The 17,828-nt window shown below is 71.3% G+C and carries 18 protein-coding genes; 8 read left to right on the top strand and 10 right to left on the bottom strand.

Annotated features, from left to right (window positions below):
• Positions 1-221: 221 nt before the first annotated feature.
• Together AB0K28_RS11420 and AB0K28_RS11415 are read left to right on the top strand one after the other, a co-directional pair.
• Positions 222-2,537, top strand: coding sequence for a sodium-translocating pyrophosphatase (locus AB0K28_RS11420; RefSeq protein WP_345394165.1), 2,316 nt, complete (start codon positions 222-224; stop codon positions 2,535-2,537).
• 260 nt (positions 2,538-2,797) lie between these two features.
• The gene (locus tag AB0K28_RS11415) at positions 2,798-3,268 is read left to right on the top strand and encodes a histidine phosphatase family protein (protein WP_364368081.1); all 471 of its coding nucleotides are present in this window, start codon (positions 2,798-2,800) and stop codon (positions 3,266-3,268) included.
• On the opposite strand, the gene serB is transcribed toward AB0K28_RS11415, so the two are convergent.
• From serB to AB0K28_RS11395, 4 genes are all read right to left on the bottom strand, one after another.
• Positions 3,269-4,489, bottom strand: coding sequence for a phosphoserine phosphatase SerB (serB, locus tag AB0K28_RS11410; protein ID WP_345394171.1), 1,221 nt, complete (start codon positions 4,487-4,489; stop codon positions 3,269-3,271). It abuts the gene before it with no gap.
• 79 nt (positions 4,490-4,568) lie between these two features.
• Complete coding sequence (locus tag AB0K28_RS11405; protein WP_364368078.1) at positions 4,569-5,099, bottom strand: hypothetical protein; 531 nt, start codon at positions 5,097-5,099, stop codon at positions 4,569-4,571.
• Between the two features lie 97 nt (positions 5,100-5,196).
• Positions 5,197-6,207, bottom strand: a complete 1,011-nt coding sequence (locus tag AB0K28_RS11400; RefSeq protein ID WP_364368075.1) for an S-adenosylmethionine:tRNA ribosyltransferase-isomerase — start codon at positions 6,205-6,207, stop codon at positions 5,197-5,199.
• A 335-nt stretch (positions 6,208-6,542) separates the two neighbouring features.
• Positions 6,543-7,199 (bottom strand): SDR family oxidoreductase, encoded by a 657-nt coding sequence (locus tag AB0K28_RS11395; RefSeq protein ID WP_345394183.1) that lies wholly within the window; start codon positions 7,197-7,199, stop codon positions 6,543-6,545.
• A 94-nt stretch (positions 7,200-7,293) separates the two neighbouring features.
• On the opposite strand from AB0K28_RS11395, the gene AB0K28_RS11390 reads away from it, so the two are divergent.
• A complete protein-coding gene (locus AB0K28_RS11390) occupies positions 7,294-8,424 on the top strand; it encodes a GAF domain-containing sensor histidine kinase (protein ID WP_364368072.1) in 1,131 nt (376 codons plus the stop codon).
• The gene (locus AB0K28_RS11385; protein WP_364368069.1) at positions 8,421-9,041 is read left to right on the top strand and encodes a response regulator transcription factor; all 621 of its coding nucleotides are present in this window, start codon (positions 8,421-8,423) and stop codon (positions 9,039-9,041) included. Before AB0K28_RS11390 ends, AB0K28_RS11385 begins: the two co-directional genes overlap by 4 nt.
• Before the next feature lies 1 nt (position 9,042).
• Here AB0K28_RS11385 and AB0K28_RS11380 read toward each other — a convergent pair whose 3' ends face one another.
• The gene (locus tag AB0K28_RS11380; protein ID WP_364368066.1) at positions 9,043-9,759 is read right to left on the bottom strand and encodes a hypothetical protein; all 717 of its coding nucleotides are present in this window, start codon (positions 9,757-9,759) and stop codon (positions 9,043-9,045) included.
• Positions 9,760-9,827: 68 nt separating this feature from the next.
• Between AB0K28_RS11380 and AB0K28_RS11375 the strand changes: the two genes are divergently transcribed.
• The 4 genes from AB0K28_RS11375 to AB0K28_RS11360 all read left to right on the top strand — a co-directional run bounded on the left by AB0K28_RS11375 (position 9,828) and on the right by AB0K28_RS11360 (position 12,673).
• On the top strand, positions 9,828-10,616 hold the full coding sequence (locus AB0K28_RS11375) for an ABC transporter ATP-binding protein (RefSeq protein WP_345394195.1): 789 nt from the start codon (positions 9,828-9,830) through the stop codon (positions 10,614-10,616).
• Positions 10,617-10,701: 85 nt separating this feature from the next.
• A complete protein-coding gene (locus tag AB0K28_RS11370; RefSeq protein ID WP_364368062.1) occupies positions 10,702-11,628 on the top strand; it encodes an SPFH domain-containing protein in 927 nt (308 codons plus the stop codon).
• Between the two features lie 44 nt (positions 11,629-11,672).
• Entirely contained in the window at positions 11,673-12,428 is a 756-nt protein-coding gene (locus AB0K28_RS11365) for a sulfite exporter TauE/SafE family protein (protein ID WP_364368059.1), read from the top strand.
• 23 nt (positions 12,429-12,451) lie between these two features.
• Positions 12,452-12,673: a hypothetical protein gene (locus AB0K28_RS11360; protein WP_364368056.1), complete on the top strand. Its 222-nt coding sequence runs from the start codon at positions 12,452-12,454 to the stop codon at positions 12,671-12,673.
• Here the strand turns inward: AB0K28_RS11360 and AB0K28_RS11355 are convergent.
• The 5 genes from AB0K28_RS11355 to AB0K28_RS11335 form a co-directional block, all read right to left on the bottom strand.
• Entirely contained in the window at positions 12,670-13,488 is an 819-nt protein-coding gene (locus AB0K28_RS11355; RefSeq protein WP_364368053.1) for an NAD(P)H-binding protein, read from the bottom strand. The genes AB0K28_RS11360 and AB0K28_RS11355 overlap by 4 nt on opposite strands.
• A gap of 29 nt (positions 13,489-13,517) precedes the next feature.
• A complete protein-coding gene (locus AB0K28_RS11350; RefSeq protein WP_345394210.1) occupies positions 13,518-14,339 on the bottom strand; it encodes a Rieske 2Fe-2S domain-containing protein in 822 nt (273 codons plus the stop codon).
• 120 nt (positions 14,340-14,459) lie between these two features.
• A complete protein-coding gene (locus tag AB0K28_RS11345) occupies positions 14,460-15,071 on the bottom strand; it encodes an HD domain-containing protein (RefSeq protein WP_364368050.1) in 612 nt (203 codons plus the stop codon).
• Position 15,072: 1 nt separating this feature from the next.
• Positions 15,073-17,253, bottom strand: coding sequence for a molybdopterin-dependent oxidoreductase (locus AB0K28_RS11340; protein ID WP_364368047.1), 2,181 nt, complete (start codon positions 17,251-17,253; stop codon positions 15,073-15,075).
• 147 nt (positions 17,254-17,400) lie between these two features.
• Positions 17,401-17,706, bottom strand: a complete 306-nt coding sequence (locus tag AB0K28_RS11335; RefSeq protein WP_364368044.1) for a hypothetical protein — start codon at positions 17,704-17,706, stop codon at positions 17,401-17,403.
• Between the last annotated feature and the right edge of the window lie 122 nt (positions 17,707-17,828).

Here is a 17,828-nt window from a genome sequence, read left to right as displayed (position 1 = left end):
GGGCACTGTCAGGGGATTACTAGACACTCGCACAATTAGCGACCGCCAGAGCCTTCATATCCACGGACTGCCTGCGTAGACTCCCGGCACCGGCCAAGGTGATCCGGCGGAACGCGGATTCAACCGGAAGCGGCACCCACAACCCGGATGGTGCCGCACCACCCGCCGAGGAAAACTGCAGCACCGCCCGGGCAGGACGACCGGTCTTGCCGAGGAGAACGATGAGCAGGCACATGCTGGCAGCGGAGCCAGCGTCCAATCTGGTTCTGAGCGGAAACAATCTCACTATTGTGATCGTGGTCGCCGCGGTCGCACTGATCGCGCTAGCCGTCGCCGGCGGCCTGGTGCGCGAAGTGCTGTCCGCCGGCCAGGGCACCGAACGAATGCAGAACATCGCGCGCGCCGTACAAGAAGGCGCCGCGGCCTATCTCACGCGTCAGTTCCGCACGTTGGCGATCTTCGTCATCGTGATTCCCTTCCTGCTGCTCCTGCTACCGGGAGAGACGGACGTACGCATCGGACGTTCGATCTTCTTCGTGGTCGGGGCGGTGTTCTCCGCGCTGACCGGGTTCATGGGCATGTGGCTCGCGGTGCGCGGAAACGTGCGCGTCGCCGCCGCCGCCAATGACGCCGGTGAGAAGCGGGCGATGCGCATCGCGTTCCGTACCGGCGGTGTGGCCGGCATGTTCACGGTGGGCCTCGGCCTGCTGGGCGCGGCGGTCGTGGTCTTCATCTACCAGGGCAACGCGCCTGGCGTGCTCGAAGGCTTCGGCTTCGGCGCGGCGCTGCTGGCGATGTTCATGCGAGTCGGCGGCGGCATCTTCACCAAGGCCGCCGACGTGGGCGCCGACCTGGTCGGCAAGGTCGAGCAGGGCATTCCCGAGGACGACCCGCGCAACGCCGCGACCATCGCCGACAACGTGGGCGACAACGTCGGCGACTGCGCCGGCATGGCGGCCGACCTGTTCGAGTCGTACGCGGTCATGCTGGTCGCGAGCCTCATCCTGGGCCGGGTGGCGTTCGGCGAGGAGGGGCTGATCTTCCCCCTCATCGTCCCGATGATCGGTGTGATCACCGCGATCATCGGCATCTTCGTCACCGGCATGCGGGACCGCGACCGCAACGGCATGGCGGCGATCAACCGCAGCTTCTTCATCTCCGCCGGCATCTCGGCGGTGCTCGTGGCGGCGGCCGCGTTCTGGTACCTGCCGAGCAGCTTCTCCGGTCTGACCGGCTCCACTGTGCAGTCCGACGCCGACCCGCGGCTCATCGCCATCGGCGCGGTGCTGATCGGTCTCGTGCTGGCCAGCGCGATCCAGCTGCTCACCGGCTACTTCACCGAGACCAACCGCCGCCCGGTCAGGGAGATCGGCGAGAGCTCGGCCACCGGCCCTGCGACCGTCATCCTGGCGGGCATCAGCGTCGGCCTCGAGTCGGCGGTGTACTCCGCGCTGATCATCGGCGGCGCCGTCTACGGCGCGTTCCTGCTCGGGTTCGGGAACGTGACGATCGCGCTGTTCGCGGTGGCGCTCGCCGGCACCGGTCTGCTGACCACGGTCGGCGTCATCGTCTCCATGGACACCTTCGGCCCGGTCTCCGACAACGCGCAGGGCATCGCGGAGATGTCCGGCGACGTCGAGGGCGAGGGCGCGCGGGTGCTGACCAGCCTCGACGCGGTCGGCAACACCACGAAGGCGATCACCAAGGGCATCGCCATCGCGACGGCGGTGCTGGCGGCGACGGCGCTGTTCGGCGCGTTCCGTACGGCGGTGGAGAACGAGCTGGCCACCGCCACGGCGTCGGTCAAGGACGCGCTCGGCACGTTCGCGTCCTTCAGCCTCAGCATCGACCAGCCGAACGTGCTGGTCGGTCTGATCATCGGCGCCGCGGTGGTGTTCCTGTTCTCCGGGCTCGCCATCATGGCGGTCGGGCGGGCCGCGATGCGGGTGGTCTTCGAGGTACGCGACCAGTTCCGCAACAAGCCCGGCATCATGGACGGCACCGAGAAGCCCGAGTACGGCCGCGTCGTGGACATCTGCACCCGCGACTCGCTGCGCGAGCTGGCCACGCCCGGTCTGCTGGCGGTCATGACGCCGATCGCGGTCGGGTTCGCGCTGGGGTACGCGTCGCTCGGCGCCTTCCTCGCCGGTGCCATCGCCTGCGGCACGCTGATGGCCGTCTTCCTCGCCAACTCCGGTGGTGCCTGGGACAACGCCAAGAAGCTCGTCGAGGACGGTCACCACGGCGGCAAGGGCTCCGAGGCGCACGCCGCCACGGTCATCGGTGACACCGTCGGTGACCCGTTCAAGGACACCGCCGGTCCTGCCATTAACCCGCTGATCAAGGTGATGAACCTGGTGGCGCTGCTGGTGGCGCCGGCCGTGGTGCTGTACGCGGGCAACCCGGCCCTGCGGATCGGCATCACCGTGGTCGCGGTGGCGGTCGTGGTGGGCGCGATCATCGTGTCCAAGCGGCGGTCGGTGGCCATCGAGCCGGCGAACAACAACAACCGCGAGCACGAGCCTGTGGCCTCGTAGTTCGTTGAGCGTGTGAGGCGCCCGTCCCCGTAGGTGGGGGCGGGCGTCCTTTTGTTGGAAGGGGAAGGTGGGGGCGGGCGGTTTGTGTGGAGGGGAAGGTGGCGGTGGGGGCTGGGGGGTCGGGTGGGAAACTGGGCGCGTGAACGATGACAAGCAGCAGCCCAGCGGCGGCAAGACCCTGGGCATGATCCTGCTGGCCATGGTCGCCATCCTGGCCGTGATCGTGGGCCTCGCGGTCTGGGCGTCGAGGGGATGAGCGCGTGCGTACGTTGATCGTGCTGCGGCACGCCAAGGCCGCCTCCGTGCCGGGCCTGGTCGACTGGGAGCGCCCGCTGACGGATCAGGGCGAGCAGGACGCCAAGCGGGCGGGCGAGGAGATCAGGGCGGCGGGGCTGGCCCCCGACGTGGTTCTGTGCTCACCTGCGGCCAGGACGCGGCGCACCGCGGAGCTGGCCTTCCCCGGCGTGGAGGTCAGCTACGAGCGGGACATCTACGAGGCGTACCCGGACGAGCTGCTGGAGCTCCTGCGCCGCGCCGACCCCGAGGCGGGCACGGTGGCGCTGTGCGGGCACAATCCGGGCGTCCATGAGCTGGCCCTGGGGCTGGCGGGCGGCGACTACGGGTTCAGGCCGGGGTCGTTCGCGGCGATCGCGGTGGAGCCGTCCTGGGAGCAGCTGTCACCGGGCGAGGGCCGCCTGATCAGCCGCTGGGCCCCGGACAAAGGGCACTGATCAGAGGGCGGGCAGGACGGCGTCCTCGGCGTCGGCGGCCTCCACCTCGTCGCGGGAGATGCCCAGCAGGTAGAGGATCGAGTCGAGGTACGGCGTGTTGACGGCCGTGTCGGCGGCCTGGCGGACGACCGGCTTGGCGTTGAACGCGATGCCGAGCCCGGCCGCCGCGATCATGTCGAGGTCGTTGGCGCCGTCGCCGATGGCCACGGTCTGGGAGATCGGCAGGCCGGCCTCGTGGGCGAAGCGTTCGAGCGCCCGCGCCTTGCCCGGCCGGTCGACGATCTCGCCGACGACGCGCCCGGTGAGCCTGCCGTCGAAGACCTCCAGGACGTTCGCGGCGGAGTAGTCGATGCCGAGCTCGTCGACCAGCGCGTCGGTGATCTGGGTGAAGCCGCCGCTGACGATGGCGAAGCGGTAGTCGAGCCGCTTGAGTGTGCGGACCAGCGTGCGGGCGCCTGGGGTCAGCACGACCTCCTTGCGCACCTGCTCGAACACCTCGGCGGGCAGCCCTTCGAGCAGCGCGACGCGCCGCTTGAGCGATTCGGCGAAGTCGAGCTCGCCGCGCATGGCCTCCTCGGTGACGCGGGCGACCTCGTCGAGGCAGCCGGCGTGGGCGGCCAGCAGCTCGATGACCTCGCCCTGGATGAGGGTGGAGTCGACGTCCATGACGATGAGCCGCTTGGCCCTGCGGGACAGGCCGGTGCGCTGGACGGCGACGTCGACCTCCTGCTGCGCGGCCTCGGCGGCGAGCTCGACGCGCAGGGCGGCCGGGTCGGCGCCGGAGACCGACAGCTCGATGCAGGTGACGGGCCACTGGGCGAGGCGTTCGATGCGGTCGATGTTGGCGCCGGCGGCGGCGATGCGGCCGGCGATGCCCGCCATGGCGGCCGGCGAGAGGGTGGCGCCGAGCACGCTGACCGACAGGCGGCCGCGGCGGCGCTGCTCCTTGGCCTGGGAGCCGGTGGACAGCTCCACCTCCATGCCGAGGTCTTCGGCGACGCGCTCGACGGCGGTCCACATGGCGCCGAGCGTGGTGCCGGTGCCGGTGGACGGCCCGCCCGCGTACGCGACGAGCACGCCGAGCGTCAGGCGGCCTCGGATGACGACCTGCTCGATGTCGGCCACTGTCACGGGGAACTTCGACAGGACGGAGAAGAGCCGGGAGGTGACGCCGGGGCGGTCGGGGCCGGTGAGTGTGATCAGGAGGGTGCGCTGGTCCACATTCAGTCACGGTACTGCGCCCGATCCGGTGCTCGCGCAGCAGGTCGCGCATTCGGGCTCGGGCGCAGCAGGGACGGGGTCAGCGAACGATCTTGGTTTTGACCGTCTTCGCGTAGCCGTGGACGGGGATGCCGAGCCGGTCGAGCTCCTCCTTGCTCATGTTCTCCATGCCCGTCTGGACGTCGTAGGAGACGATGCCGAGCTTGGCGGTCTGGGTGCCCTTGGCCTTCTTGGTGAGCTTGACGTCGAAGATCATGGCGATGCTCTCGCCCTTCTCGACGACCTTGGGCACGAAGCAGTACAGCGCCCGGCCGTCGAGCCCGCACTCCGTGCCCTTGACGCTGGAGCGGTAGTAGACCTTCTTCAGGTCGATGCCCTTGGGGAACTCGCCGCCCAGGAAGTAGTAGTCGGCGTAGTGGGGGCCCTTGTTGCGGGCGACGACGGTGTAGGAGATCTTTCCGCCGCGCTTGACCTTCTTCGGCGCCTTGACCTGCACGTCGAAGACGGAGAACGGGTCGTCCTGGGCGGTGGCGGAAGCGGGGGCGGCGGAAAGCAGCAGGGCGCCCGCCGCTAATGCGACCGTCGCGACCTTGGGCAGAGAGTTACGCATACAAACGTCTCCGTCGTGGATGGAAAACGGGGACGCGACACACTAAGCCCCCGTAAATGTCGGCTTTTCCTATCACGTGGGCAAACCGGGGTAAAGCTCATTTCTGCAGAATCAGGTGCGTGTCCCCGAACTCGTGCCACAGATAACTCTCCCGCAACGCCTCCTCGTACGCCCGCGCCAGCGCCCCCTCGCCCGCGATCGCCGTCAGCATCATCAGGTGGCTCGACCGCGGCTCGTGCAACCCGGTGATCAACCCGGAGACGGCCCGTACGCCACCCTCCGGCGTCACCACGTGCCCGGTCCACCCCCGGGAGGCGGAGACCACTCCCGCGGCGTCGACGGCGGTCTCCAGCGCCCGTACGACGGTCGTGCCCGCCGCCACCACCCGGCCGCCGTTCCGCCTGGTCAGGTTCACCAGGTCGGCCGTGGACGCGGGCACCTCGTACCGCTCGGCGTAGGGCGGCTCGTCCTTCTCCGGCGAGGCCACCCCCGTGTGCAGCGTGATCGGCGCGATGCCGACGCCCCGCGACACCAGCGCCGTCACCAGCGCCTCGGTGAACGGCCGCGCCGCGCTCGGCATCTCCGCGCTGCCCGGCACGGTCGCGAACACCGTCTGGTACGCCTCGATCGGCCAGTCGCGCTCCACGTACGAGTAGCGGATCGGCACCCCGTGCACCCGCAGGTACGCCTCCACGTCCCGGTCGAGCACGGCCCGCCACAGCCGCGGCGTCTCGCGCCCGAGCAGCCGCAGCGTGGCGCCTCCCGGCATGGGCAGCCACTCGCCCGGCTCGCCCCCCGCGTAAGGCTCGCTCGCCTTGGAGGTGCGCCGGCGCAGCTCGACCAGCCACGCGCCGTCCTGCCGCGCGGTGGAGAAATGCACGGCGAGCCGGTCGAGCCGGACGGCGGCGGGCAGCGTCGCGGAGTTGTTGACCACGATGAGGTCGCCGGGGTCCAGCAGGGAGGGCAGGTCGTGGAAGTGGTGATGTGACGGGTCGCGGTCGCCGCGCGAGACGAGCAGGCGCACCCCGTCCCTGGCCGTGCCGCGCGCCTCGGGCGGTTCGTGGGCGGACAGTCCTGGCGGCAGCGAGAAGTCCAGCGCGGCGGTCATCGAATACCTCCGAGGAAACTCCCGCCTTCAGGCGGGAGAGGAATCGGACCCCTGCGGAGCAGGACAGGGGCGGCCGGTTCGCCGTCAGGCGAACCGGCGTCAAAACGCCGTGCGGCACCGCAGGGTTCGGTAGTGTGTTCGACGGTGGCGATGACCAAGCCACCGGACGAACGATCGGAAACATCCTCGCCGCCGGGCCGGCGGAGAGGTGAAACGCCTGTGGAGCTGGTGTAAGACCTCAACGAGAGTTCCTTTCTCGGGCGGGCGACCGGCGGTGAAGCAGGAAGCCTCACGGGCGACCGTGGGAATCCCCCTCGTTCACGAGGGGGAGGAGGTCAATGCAGGCTCACCTTGCCGCTCGCGGGGCGGGAGCTGACCAGGTCGTACAGCGCCGCCGCCACCTTGGCCGGGTCGGCGGCGCCCGCGGCCTCGTGGGCGCCGACGGCGTCGGCCAGCATGCGGGTGTTCATCTCGCCGGGATCGACCCACCAGACGCGCAGGCCGGGCTCCTCGGCGGCCAGCACGTTGGACAGCTGCTCCAGCGCGGCCTTGGTGGCGCCGTAGCCGCCCCAGCCCTCGTACGCGCCGGTGGCGGCGTCGGAGGTGACGTTCACGATCGAGCCGCCGGACGCCCGCAGCGCCGGCAGCGTGGCCTGGATGAGCGCGAGCGGCGCGGTGACGTTCGTCTCCAGCAGCCCTCTGAACGCCTCCAGCGGGTGGTCCGCGAGGTGCGGCAGCGGCGTCACGCCGAGGTCGCTCGCGTTGTTGACCAGCAGGTCCAGCGAGGGCGCCGCGGCGGCCAGACGGGCCACGTGCGCGGGGTCGGTCACGTCGCCGGCGATCGCGGTCGCGCCCAGCTCGGCGGCGGCCCTGTCGAGGTCCTCGGCGCCGCGCGCGGTGAGGACGAGGCGCCAGCCCGCCGCGCCGAGCGCCCTGGCCAGGGCCAGGCCGAGACCTCGTGAAGCTCCGGTGATGAGTGCGGTGTTCGTCATGACACCGACGCTAGGAACGGACGGCCGCGCGGACATCGGGCCGAGGACCGGCCGGTGCCTGGGCACTTCGTCCTAGGACCATAGAGTGGGTCGCGTGCCCTCCGACGTGCCTTCCGACCGAGACGAGATCATGCAGGCGGTGAGCTCGGCCGTGCTCGCGGTCACCCGCCACCTGTCGGTGCGCGAGGTGCTGCAGGTCATCGTACGCTCGGCGCAGCGCCTGCTCGACGCCCGCTACGCCGCGCTCGGCGTGCCCGACGACGACGGCTCGTTCGCCGAGTTCGTCGCCGAGGGCCTGACCGACAAGCAGTGGGACGCGATCGGCCCGCTGCCCCGCCAGCACGGCATGCTCGGCGCGATGCTGCGCGACGGCACCCCGGTCAGGCTGCCCGACCTGCGCAAGGACGAGCGGTTCGAGTGGTGGCCGAAGGCCCACCCGGTGATGAAGGACTTCCTCGGGGTGCCGATCCGCGACGGCGACCGGGTGCTCGGCATCATCTTCCTGGCCAACAAGCGGCGCGGCGGCGGGTTCACCGACGCCGACCAGGAGTTGCTCACGCTGTTCGCCGCGCACGCGGCCATCGCGCTGACCAACGCCAGGCTCTATGAGCACAGCCGCGAGCTGGCCATGCTGGAGGAGCGCAACCGCATGGCGAGGGAGCTGCACGACGCGGTCAGCCAGAAGCTGTTCTCGCTGCGGCTGTCCGCGCAGGCCGCCGGCGCCCTGCTGGACAAGGACACCGGCAAGGCCGCCGCCGAGCTCGACCGGGTGCAGCGGCTGGCCGGCGAGGCGATCTCCGAGCTGCGCGCGGTCATCGTGGAGCTGCGGCCGGCCGAGCTCGACCGCCACGGGCTGACGGAGACGCTGCGCAAGCACGTACGCCTGCTCGACCGGCTGCACCCGCCCCTGGTGGCGTTCGAGTGCGGCGAGCTGCCGGCGCTGGCGCCCGAGACCGAGGTGGCGGTGCTGCGGGTGGCCCAGGAGGCGCTGCACAACGCGCTGCGGCACTCGGGGGCGGCGAACGTGCGGGTGCGGCTGGCGGACGAGGACGGCAGGCTGGTGCTGAGCGTGCACGACGACGGCAAGGGCTTCGACCCGGCGGACCCGCGGCGGGGGCTCGGGCTGGTGTCGATGCGCGACAGGGCCGAATCCGTCGGAGGCGTGATGACAGTGGCGTCGGCCCCCGGTGCGGGGACGACCGTCCGCATGGAGGTGAGCGCGTGATCCGGGTGCTGATCGCCGACGACCATCCGGTGGTGCGGCAGGGGCTGCGCACGTTCCTCGACCTCCAGGACGACATCACGGTCGTCGGCGAGGCGGGCGACGGCGCGCAGGCCGTCGAGCTGGTCGGCGAGCTCTCGCCCGACGTGCTGCTGCTCGACCTGAAGATGCCGGTGCTCGACGGGCTCGGCGCGCTCGAACGGCTCACCGGCACGCCCACCCGCGTGGTCGTGCTGACCTCGGTGAGCGACCCGGCCGACGTCGGGCCCGCGATGCGGGCGGGCGCGGCCGGCTTCCTCTACAAGGACGTCGATCCGCAGGCGCTGGTCCAGGCCGTTCGCGCGGTGCACGGCGGTCAGGTGCTGCTCGCGCCGGAGGCGGCAGGGGCGATGCTGGCCACGCCGGGCAACGGACAGGCGCCGGGTCCCGTGCCGCTGACCGAGCGGGAGGGTGAGGTGCTGGCGCTCATCGCGGCCGGCCGGTCCAACAGGGAGATCGCGCGCAGCCTGGCCGTGGCGGAGAAGACGGTGAAGACCCACGTCTCGAACGTGCTGATGAAGCTGGGCGTCCAGGACCGCACCCAGGCGGCGCTCTACGCCGTCCGCCATGGGCTGGGCTGAGCTACTGGTGGCGTACGGGTTCGAAGATCGCGTGGTGGGCGGCGACCAGCGCGCGGCGCACGGCGCGGTCGAGCTCGCGCAGCGCGTTCTCGCGTACGGCGACCTGCCCGGTGGTGAGCCCGCGCGAGTCGGCCAGGCGCAGCACAGCGGCCAGCCGCGTGGCGAGGGTGGAGACCCGGTGGGCCCGCCCCGGGTAGCCTGGCGCCAGCTCGCCGCCGCGCACGGGACGGCCCGGCCGGTCGCCCACGGGGCCGTCGACCGAGGTGAGCGCTTCGGTGGCGGCGCGCATCGCGTCGGACAGGTCACGCTCCGCCTCGGCCAGCGAGGGCAGGTCATGGCGTACGGGGCCGGCGTCGTGCACGTCGAACCGCACGCCGACGTACGACGACCCGCGCCGGTCGAGCGAGGGCACCAGGCCGAGGTTGCGGTCGGCGAGCACCGCGATGACGGCCTGACCGGCGTCGACCGCCGCCGAGTTGAACGCGGGAGGACCCGACAGGCCGAGCGGGTCGCCCGGCGCGGGCAGCGCGAGCCGCAACTCGCGCAGGCCGTCGGAGCGCAGGTTCGCGAGATGCCTTCGCAGCGGCAGCTCGCCCACGATGGCGGGCCCGCCTGCGGCTTCTACGTGGTCAGCCGCCTCGTCGAGGCCCACGTGACCGGACAGCCACGCGTTGCCCCAGGCGACCAGGGATGGGCAGACAGTCGATTCAGGGAGCACCGGTCCACGATAAGCGCTCGCCCTGCAATAGGTTTGTCCCGAGGGTGACTCCTAAGGAGGTATCGGGGATGGGTGGTCAGGTGCTGCGGCTCCAGGACGTCGCCGTCAGGCGCGACGGAGCGGCCCTGCTGCGCGGCATCGACTGGACGGTCAACGAGGACGAGCGGTGGGTCGTCATCGGGCCCAACGGCGCGGGCAAGACGACCTTGCTGCAGGTCGCCGCCACGCTGCTCTATCCGAGTGAGGGCCTGGTCGAGGTGCTGGGCGAGCGGCTGGGGCAGGCCGACGTGTTCGATCTGCGGCCGCGCATCGGCCTGGCGAGCGCCGCGCTGGCCGAGCGCATCCCGCCGGAGGAGAAGGTCATCGACCTCGTGCTGACGGCCTCCTACGCGATCATGGGCCGCTGGACGGAGGAGTACGACTCCAACGACGTGACCAGGGCCGTCGAGCTGATCGACATGATGGGCGCGGCCCACCTGATCAGGCGCAGGTTCGGCACGCTGTCCGAGGGCGAGCGCAAGCGCGTGCAGATCGCCCGCGCGCTCATGCCCGACCCCGAGATGCTGCTGCTCGACGAGCCGGCCGCGGGCCTCGACCTGGGCGGCAGGGAAGACCTCGTGCGCCGGCTCTCGCTGCTCGCCGGCGACTACCGCGCGCCGACGCTGGTGCTGGTGACGCACCACGTGGAGGAGGTGCCCGCCGGCTTCACCCACGGGCTGCTGCTGCGGCACGGCTCGGTGGTGGCGCAGGGGCCGCTCGAGCACGTGATGACGGCCGAGAACCTGTCGGAGACGTTCGGGGTGCCGCTGTCGCTTGAGCGCAGCGCGGAGGGCCGCTGGTACGCCAGAGCCCACTGATCACCGTTTCGTTCGGTAAGGGACGGGTCAAGCGAAGGGCGAATAGGATCTACGGAGTCGGTTCCCTCGGCTTCGGAGCGTCGCCATGTCCGTCGAGCAGCTCGTCGTCGCCATCGTCGTGGTCGCGGCGGTCGGCTTCGGAGTGGCCCGTACGATCCGCATCATCCCGCAGGCCACGGCCGCCATCATCGAGCGGCTCGGCCGCTATCACCGCACGCTCTCGCCGGGGCTCAACCTGGTGGTGCCGTTCATCGACCGGGTGAAGGACATGATCGACCTGCGCGAGCAGGTGGTCTCGTTCCCGCCGCAGCCGGTGATCACCTCCGACAACCTCGTGGTGTCCATCGACACCGTCATCTACTTCCAGGTCACCAATCCCAAGGCGGCCACGTACGAGATCGCGAACTTCCTCATCGGCGTCGAGCAGCTCACGGTCACCACGCTGCGCAACGTCGTCGGCGGCATGGACCTCGAGCGCACGCTGACCTCGCGCGAGGACATCAACACCGCGCTGCGCGGCGTGCTGGATGACGCGACCGGCAAGTGGGGCATCCGGGTCAACCGGGTCGAGCTCAAGGCCATCGACCCGCCCGTCTCCATCCAGGACTCGATGGAGAAGCAGATGCGCGCCGACCGCGACAAGCGGGCCGCCGTGCTGACCGCCGAGGGGCAGCGCCAGGCGGCGATCCTGGCCGCCGAGGGCGAGAAGCAGGCGGCGGTGCTGCGGGCGCGCGGCGAGGCGGAGGCGGCGGTGCTGCGCGCGCAGGCCGAGGCGGAGGCGCAGGCGATGCGGGCCAAGGGGCAGGCCGACGCGATCGGCATGGTGTTCAGGGCCATCCATGAGGGCAACCCGAGCCAGCAGCTGCTCGCCTACCAATATCTGCAGACCCTCCCCGAGATCGCCAAAGGCGACGCCAATAAAATCTGGATCGTCCCATCCGAAATGGGAAAGGTCCTGGAAAGCCTGGGCGGCCTCTTCACCACACCCCCCAAGGGCCCGGACACCCGGTGAGCGTTCTGACCGGGAGCAAGTGACGGCGGTCTCGGGAGGAACGCGTGACGGGGTGGGAGCTGGCCGTCGTCTGCGGCGTCGGCGTGATCGCCGGTGCCATCAACGCCGTGGTGGGGTCGGGCTCGCTGATCACGTTCCCGACGCTGGTGGCGCTCGGCGTCGATCCCGTCGTGGCGAACGTCTCCAACACCGTCGGCCTGGTGCCCGGCTCCTTCACCGCCGCGTACGGCTACCGCGCGGAGCTGCGCGGCCAGCGTGACCGCCTGCTGCGGCTGGGCATGGCCTCGGCGCTGGGCGCGCTGGTCGGCGGGATCCTGCTGCTGTTCCTCGATCCGGCGGTCTTCGAGGTCGTGGTGGTGGCGCTGATCGCGCTGGCCTGCGTGCTGGTCATGGTGCAGCCGCGGCTCAACATATGGATGGCCGCCCGCCGCGACCGGCCGCATCCGCACGGCGGCCCCATGCTGTGGCTGGGCGTGCTGGGCGCGGGCATCTACGGCGGCTACTTCGGCGCGGCGCAGGGCGTGCTGCTGATCGGGCTGCTCGGCATCTTCCTGGACGATGGCCTGCAGCGCGTCAACGCGGCAAAGAACGTGCTCGCGCTGCTGGTCAACGGGGTGGCCGCGGTGCTGTTCCTGTTCGTGGCCGACATCGACTGGCAGGCGGCGGCCGGGGTGGCGCTGGGCGCGATCGTGGGTGGCTTCGCAGGCGCCCGGCTGGGCCGGCGCATCCCGGCGCCGATCCTGCGGGGGGTCATCGTCTGCGTCGGCATTGTCGCGATTATCGTACTGGTGTACGGATAAGTCGTGATGGGTATGACCTGGTCATGAAAGGTGACCGGGTGGAGATCGTCATCGACGCGGGTGGGTCATCACCGCGCATCTACGAGATCACGGCCACCCGCGCCGGCCGGCGGGTCGAGGTGGCCACCCGGCGCGGGTTCGTCGAGGTGAGCGAGGTCACCAGGAGCGGCACGCCGGTGCGTACCGCGAGGTTCATGTCCAGCCGCATCCTCGCGCTGGTCGAGCACCCCGCCGACGAGGCCTAACGGAAGTCCGCCGCGTGGTCCTCGGCCCACTGCCTGAACGTCAGGGCAGGGCGGCCGAGCAGCCGCTGCACGGTGTCGACGGCCCGCTCGGGCGCGGCCACGAAGGAGCCCCAGGCCGTCAGCGCCTGCTCCACGAACGCCGGCTCGCCCCAGGCGGCCAGCAGCTGCTCGCGGGCCTCCTCGATCGGCTGCTCCGCCCAGCGCACCTCGCGGCCGACCACCTCGCCGATCGTGCGGACCTGCTCGATCTGGGTCAGCTCGGCGGGCCCGGTCAGGTGGTACGCGGCGCCGTTGTGCCCCGCCGAGGTGAGTGCGTGCACGGCCACGGCCGCGATGTCCTTCTCGTGGATGAGCGCCCTGGACGCCTGCCCGTACGGCCAGCGCACCACGCCCTGCCTGATCTGCTCCGCCCAGCCCAGGGTGTTGACCGCGAAGCCGCCGGGCCGCAGGAACGTCCAGTTGAGCGGCGTGCGCCGGATCAGCCGCTCGATCGCGGCGTAGTGCGTGTCATCGGCGCCCGGCACGTTCGCCGACAGGTAGACCACCCGCCGCGCGTGCCGGGCGACGGCCTCCACCACTTCCTCCGCGTTGCCCACGGAGAAGCCGGGCCAGAGCAGGAAGACGCTCTCCACGTCCTTCAGCGCGGGCTCCAGGCTCTCGGGTGCCCTCAGGTCTCCCTGAACGGCCTCGACGCCCGCCGGCGCCCGCTCGGGCCGCCTCGCGAACGCGCGTACGTCCAGCCCCGCCTCGGCGAGCCGGGACACCACATGACTGCCGACATTGCCGGTCGCACCGGTCACCAGGATCTTTCCCATGCCTGCGACCGTAGGACCTCAAGCAAACTTCAGGTCAACCCAGGACGCACCTGGACGGTGCCGTCCCTCCTGATCCGCGTCTCGAACACCGGCGCGGGCGCTGTCGCGGGCCCGTGCTTGACCGAGCCGTCCGACAGCCGGAACGTGCTGCTGTGCCACGGGCACACCACGCACGCCTCGCCGTCCTGCATGACCAGGCGGCCCTGGTGCAGCGGGCCCGCCAGGTGCGGGCAGCGGTCGCCGAGCACGGTGACGCCCTCGCCCTGGCGCAGCACGAAGAGCTGGATGTAGCCGAGCCGCCGCGCGACAGGCCGGCCCTCCGGCAGGTCCTTGATCGGGCACAGGTCGTGCCAGCCCAGCGGCACCAGGTGCGTCACCTGCGGCGCGTGGTTGGCGCCGGCCGCCTGCCGGTGCGCGAGATGCCCGCCGAGGTACGCCCCGAGCCCGCCGACGGCGAGCCCCGCGTACGACAGCAGCCGTCCTGGCCGCTCGCGCCCGCGCAGCCGGGCCAGCAGGGACGCGCTGAACAGGCCGAGCGCGGCCGTGTTGGCCACCATGTGGACGAACCCCACCCGCTGCTGCTCCCGATGCAGCATCGACCAGTCGGTCACCCCGGACGCCGCCGTGGGCAGCGCGTTGATGATGCCGGTGGTCAGCAGCAGGCGGGAGGCCCTGGGGTCGGCGTCCGCGAGGTCCAGCACGGCGGTGGAGAGCCAGCAGCCGAGGCTCACCGTGGCCAGCGACGGGTGCACGGGCTCGCCCAGCGGCACGCCGTGCAGCATGTCGCGCAGCCTGCCCTGGCGCAGCCGCCGGCGGACGACCTTGGCGAGCGCCCTGATCGGCCGGTCCATGCCTTTCGATTTCTCGAGCCGATCGGCTAGCGCAACCGGCCCGGCGAACCCCCGCAACTGCCGACGCTTCGCGCGTACTGTCTCTTTCACGACAAGTCCCCTACCCCGGCCATGTGGGGATCACTCGGACAGGTGTCCCCTGGCCACGGAGAGTTCGACCAGCTCCAGGGCGTACGCGCCGAGCGAGGGCGAGCCCTCCTCGATGATCCGCACCTTCTCCCTGACCTGTCCCGCCGTCACTTTGAACAGCGGCCAGGTGCCGCCCTCGGTGTGGTGATTGGCCAGGATCGGGGCGAACCGGTCGAGCGCCTTGGCGAAGCGCGCCTCCGGCGTCTTGCGCTCCTCGAACTCGTCCCACAACTCCCGCAGCCACGCCCCCTGCTCGGCGGGCAGCAGGCCGAAGATGCGGTCGGCGGCGGCCCGCTCGACCTCCGCCTGCGCGGCCACCTCCACCGGGTCGTAGATGAACGTGTCGCCCGCGTCGATCTCCACCAGGTCGTGCACCAGCAGCATGGCGACGACCCGTTGCAGGTCCGTACCGGGTGGGGCGTGCTCGCCGAGGACCATCGCCAGCGTGCCCACGTACCAGGAGTGCTCGGCGGTGTTCTCCCGTCGCGAGCCGTCGATGAGATGGTTGCGGCGGATGATCCGCTTCAACTTGTCGATCTCGATGGCGAAGGCGATCTGGGCGTTCAGGCGGTCCTCTTCTGGCACGATAGTCACGCGCGACACCCTAATGTGCGGTGATCACCCCGGTTGGTGAAATCGTGACCGGAACTCCGTTGAACACTGCGTTACCACTTGGTGCATCGATCGCCGTTTCGTCCGTGAGCGCGTTGGCACTGACGCCCGCGTGCCCGGCCGCCACGCGCTGCGCGCTCCCCGCGTGTCCCCAGCCGTGCGGCAGGCTGACCACGCCCGGCATGATCGTGTCGGTCGGCTCCAGCGCCACCGTGACCTCGCCCTTCGCCGAACGCACCACCGCCTCGCCGGCCAGCCCGAGCCGGGCCACGTCCTCGGGGTGGATCTGCAGCGTGCACGTGTTGCTGCCGCCCACCAGCGGCTCGACGTTGTGCATCCAGCTGTTGTTGGAGCGCAGGTGGCGCCGGCCAATGAGGACGATCTCCGCCGGCTCGTCCGCAAGCCTGGCGCGCAGCCGCTCGACGTCCTCGACCAGCCGCAGGGGAGCCACCTCGACCAGCCCGGACGCCGTCCGCAGCACCTCCTCCAGCCGGGGCTGCAGCGGCCCCAGGTCCAGGCCGTGCGGGTTGTCCCGCAACGTGCGCAGCGACAGGTCGCCCTTTCCCGACCACTCGCCGTACGGGCCGAGCCGCAGCATCATGTCGAGCCGCCGCTCCGCGCCCGTGTCGCCGTCCAGCAGCGCGCGCAGCTCCGCCACGTCCCGCCCCTCGACGCCGGAGCCGGGCGTCTCCGCCGCCTTGCGCAGCGTCTCGTCGATGACGTACGCGTCCAGGTCCCCTTCGAGCCCCGAGGCGATGCCCGCCAGCCTGGCCAGGATCTCCGCCTCCGACGGCCGCCCGTCCAGCGGCAGCAGCGGCGGCGAGTACCGCGCGTAGTTGCGCACCGCGAAGCCGGTCAGCGCGAAGTCGTAGTGTCCCGCCTGCAGGATGCGCGGCGGCGGCAGGATGACGTTCGCGTGCCTGGTGGTCTCGTTCAGGTACGGATCCACGCTCACCATGAAGTCGAGCCGCTCGAACGCCCTGTCCAGCCGGGCCCCGTTGGGCGCCGACAGCACGGGGTTGCCGGCGATGGTCAGCAGGAACCTGACCTGCCCCTCGCCCGGCGTCTCGATCTCGTCGGCCAGCGTGGCGACCGGCAGCTCGCCGTTCGCCTCCGGCAGCCCGCGCACCCGGCTGCGCCAGCGCCCCACCTGGTACGGCCGGCGCCGCCCCGGCGACTCCGTCGCGGCCTTGGGGAACATCACGCCGCCCGGCCTGTCGAGGTTGCCGGTCAGCACGTTGAGCACGTCGACCAGCCACTGGGCCAGCGTGCCGAACTCGGCCGTGCAGGTGCCGATCCTGGCGTACACGGCCGCCCGCGGCGCCGCCGCCAGCTCCCTGGCCAGCCGGGTCACCACCTCGGCGGGCACGCCCGTCCTGCGCGCGACCGCGTCGGGCGGGAAGTGCTTGGCCGCCTCGCGGACCTCGGCCAGCCCGTTCACCTCGTGCCGCAGACTGACCAGGTCCTCGGCGAACAACGTGTGCACGATGCCGAACAGCAGGTACGCGTCCGTGCCCGGCCTGACGAACACGTGCTCGTCGGCCAGCGCCGCGGTCCGCGTACGGCGGGGGTCCACCACGACCAGCCGGCCGCCGCGCCGCCGCAGGGCCTTGAGCCGGCCAGGGAAGTCGGGCGCGGTGCACAGCGAGCCGTTGGACTCCAGCGGGTTGGCGCCCAGCATCAGCAGGTAGCCGGTCCTGTCCAGGTCGGGCACCGGGATCGTCATCGGATGGCCGAACATCAGCCCGGCCGCCACGTGCTTCGGCATCTGGTCGGCGGTGCTGGCGGAGAAGACGTTGCGGGTGCCGAGCGACTTGATGAGCGGGGTGGCGTACAGGGCGCCCGCCATGGTGTGGGCGCTGGGGTTGCCCAGGTAGACGGCCACCTCGCGGCGGTCCGCCACGCGCTCCAGGCCCGCCCGTACGGCGGCGAACGCCTCCTCCCAGCTCGCCTCGCGCCACCGGTCGCCCTCCCTGATGAGCGGCGCGCTCAGCCGGTCGGGGTCCTCGTCGAGCCGGCCGAGGCTGGCGCCCTTCGGGCAGATGAACCCCTTGCTGAACGGGTCGTCCTTGTCGCCGCGCACGCCGGTCACGTGCCCGGTCGCGTCGAGGGTGAGCGTCAGGCCGCAGACGGCTTCGCAGAGGGGGCAGGTCCGGTGCACGGTCGACGTCATCGTCACTCCTGAGTTCGCCAGATGAACTCATCTTCGCGCGGACCGCGCGCATGGGGAAGCCCCCGCGTCCTCCGGCGGCGATCGTCGTCGGGCCCGCACAGGCCGGCCCCCGCCCGTTCGACGGCGGGGGCCGGTGATGATGGTCTCTCAGTCGGCGCAGATGGCGAAGACGCTGATACCGACGTCGTTGTAGCCGATTTGGCGGCCGAGGCCGATCCAGCCGCGTCCGTCGCTGGTGGGGAACGACCCCACCAGGATGGCGGCGTTGCCGCGAGCTTCGGCTCCGCCGCCGAGGACGCGCTTGGAGCCCGGGCAGTACAGCGTACGGCGCTGGAAGTTGGGGACGTTCGCGTTGGGCAGAGTGACGAGTTGGTAGCCGGGGGGCAGCGCGGCGTGGCGGGTTGCCGCCGCGACGGGGGCGGGTGCTTGAAGGGTTACGACGGTGGCCGTCACGCAGGCTGCCGTGGTGAGAGCGGCGATGGAAAGACATCCCAGGAGCTTTAGTTGTCAAGCAGCAAGCGACTCGGTGTGACGCGACCAGGCGGTTGCCTCGTCGTAGAGGGTGCCGGTCTTGA

The sequence above is a fragment of the Nonomuraea sp. NPDC049504 genome, assembly GCF_040676845.1.
GTDB classification, from domain to species: Bacteria; Actinomycetota; Actinomycetes; order Streptosporangiales; family Streptosporangiaceae; genus Nonomuraea; species Nonomuraea salmonea.
This window is presented reverse-complemented; position numbering and strand designations above follow the sequence as displayed.

Coding starts and splice junctions, on each gene's coding strand:
- AB0K28_RS11420 (WP_345394165.1), top strand. CDS start 222: ATGAGCAGGCACATGCTGGCAGCGGAGCCAGCGTCCAATCTGGTTCTG.
- AB0K28_RS11405 (WP_364368078.1), bottom strand. CDS start 5,099: ATGCGTAACTCTCTGCCCAAGGTCGCGACGGTCGCATTAGCGGCGGGC.
- AB0K28_RS11400 (WP_364368075.1), bottom strand. CDS start 6,207: ATGACCGCCGCGCTGGACTTCTCGCTGCCGCCAGGACTGTCCGCCCAC.
- AB0K28_RS11395 (WP_345394183.1), bottom strand. CDS start 7,199: ATGACGAACACCGCACTCATCACCGGAGCTTCACGAGGTCTCGGCCTG.
- AB0K28_RS11375 (WP_345394195.1), top strand. CDS start 9,828: ATGGGTGGTCAGGTGCTGCGGCTCCAGGACGTCGCCGTCAGGCGCGAC.
- AB0K28_RS11370 (WP_364368062.1), top strand. CDS start 10,702: ATGTCCGTCGAGCAGCTCGTCGTCGCCATCGTCGTGGTCGCGGCGGTC.
- AB0K28_RS11360 (WP_364368056.1), top strand. CDS start 12,452: ATGAAAGGTGACCGGGTGGAGATCGTCATCGACGCGGGTGGGTCATCA.
- AB0K28_RS11355 (WP_364368053.1), bottom strand. CDS start 13,488: ATGGGAAAGATCCTGGTGACCGGTGCGACCGGCAATGTCGGCAGTCAT.
- AB0K28_RS11350 (WP_345394210.1), bottom strand. CDS start 14,339: ATGGACCGGCCGATCAGGGCGCTCGCCAAGGTCGTCCGCCGGCGGCTG.
- AB0K28_RS11340 (WP_364368047.1), bottom strand. CDS start 17,253: ATGACGTCGACCGTGCACCGGACCTGCCCCCTCTGCGAAGCCGTCTGC.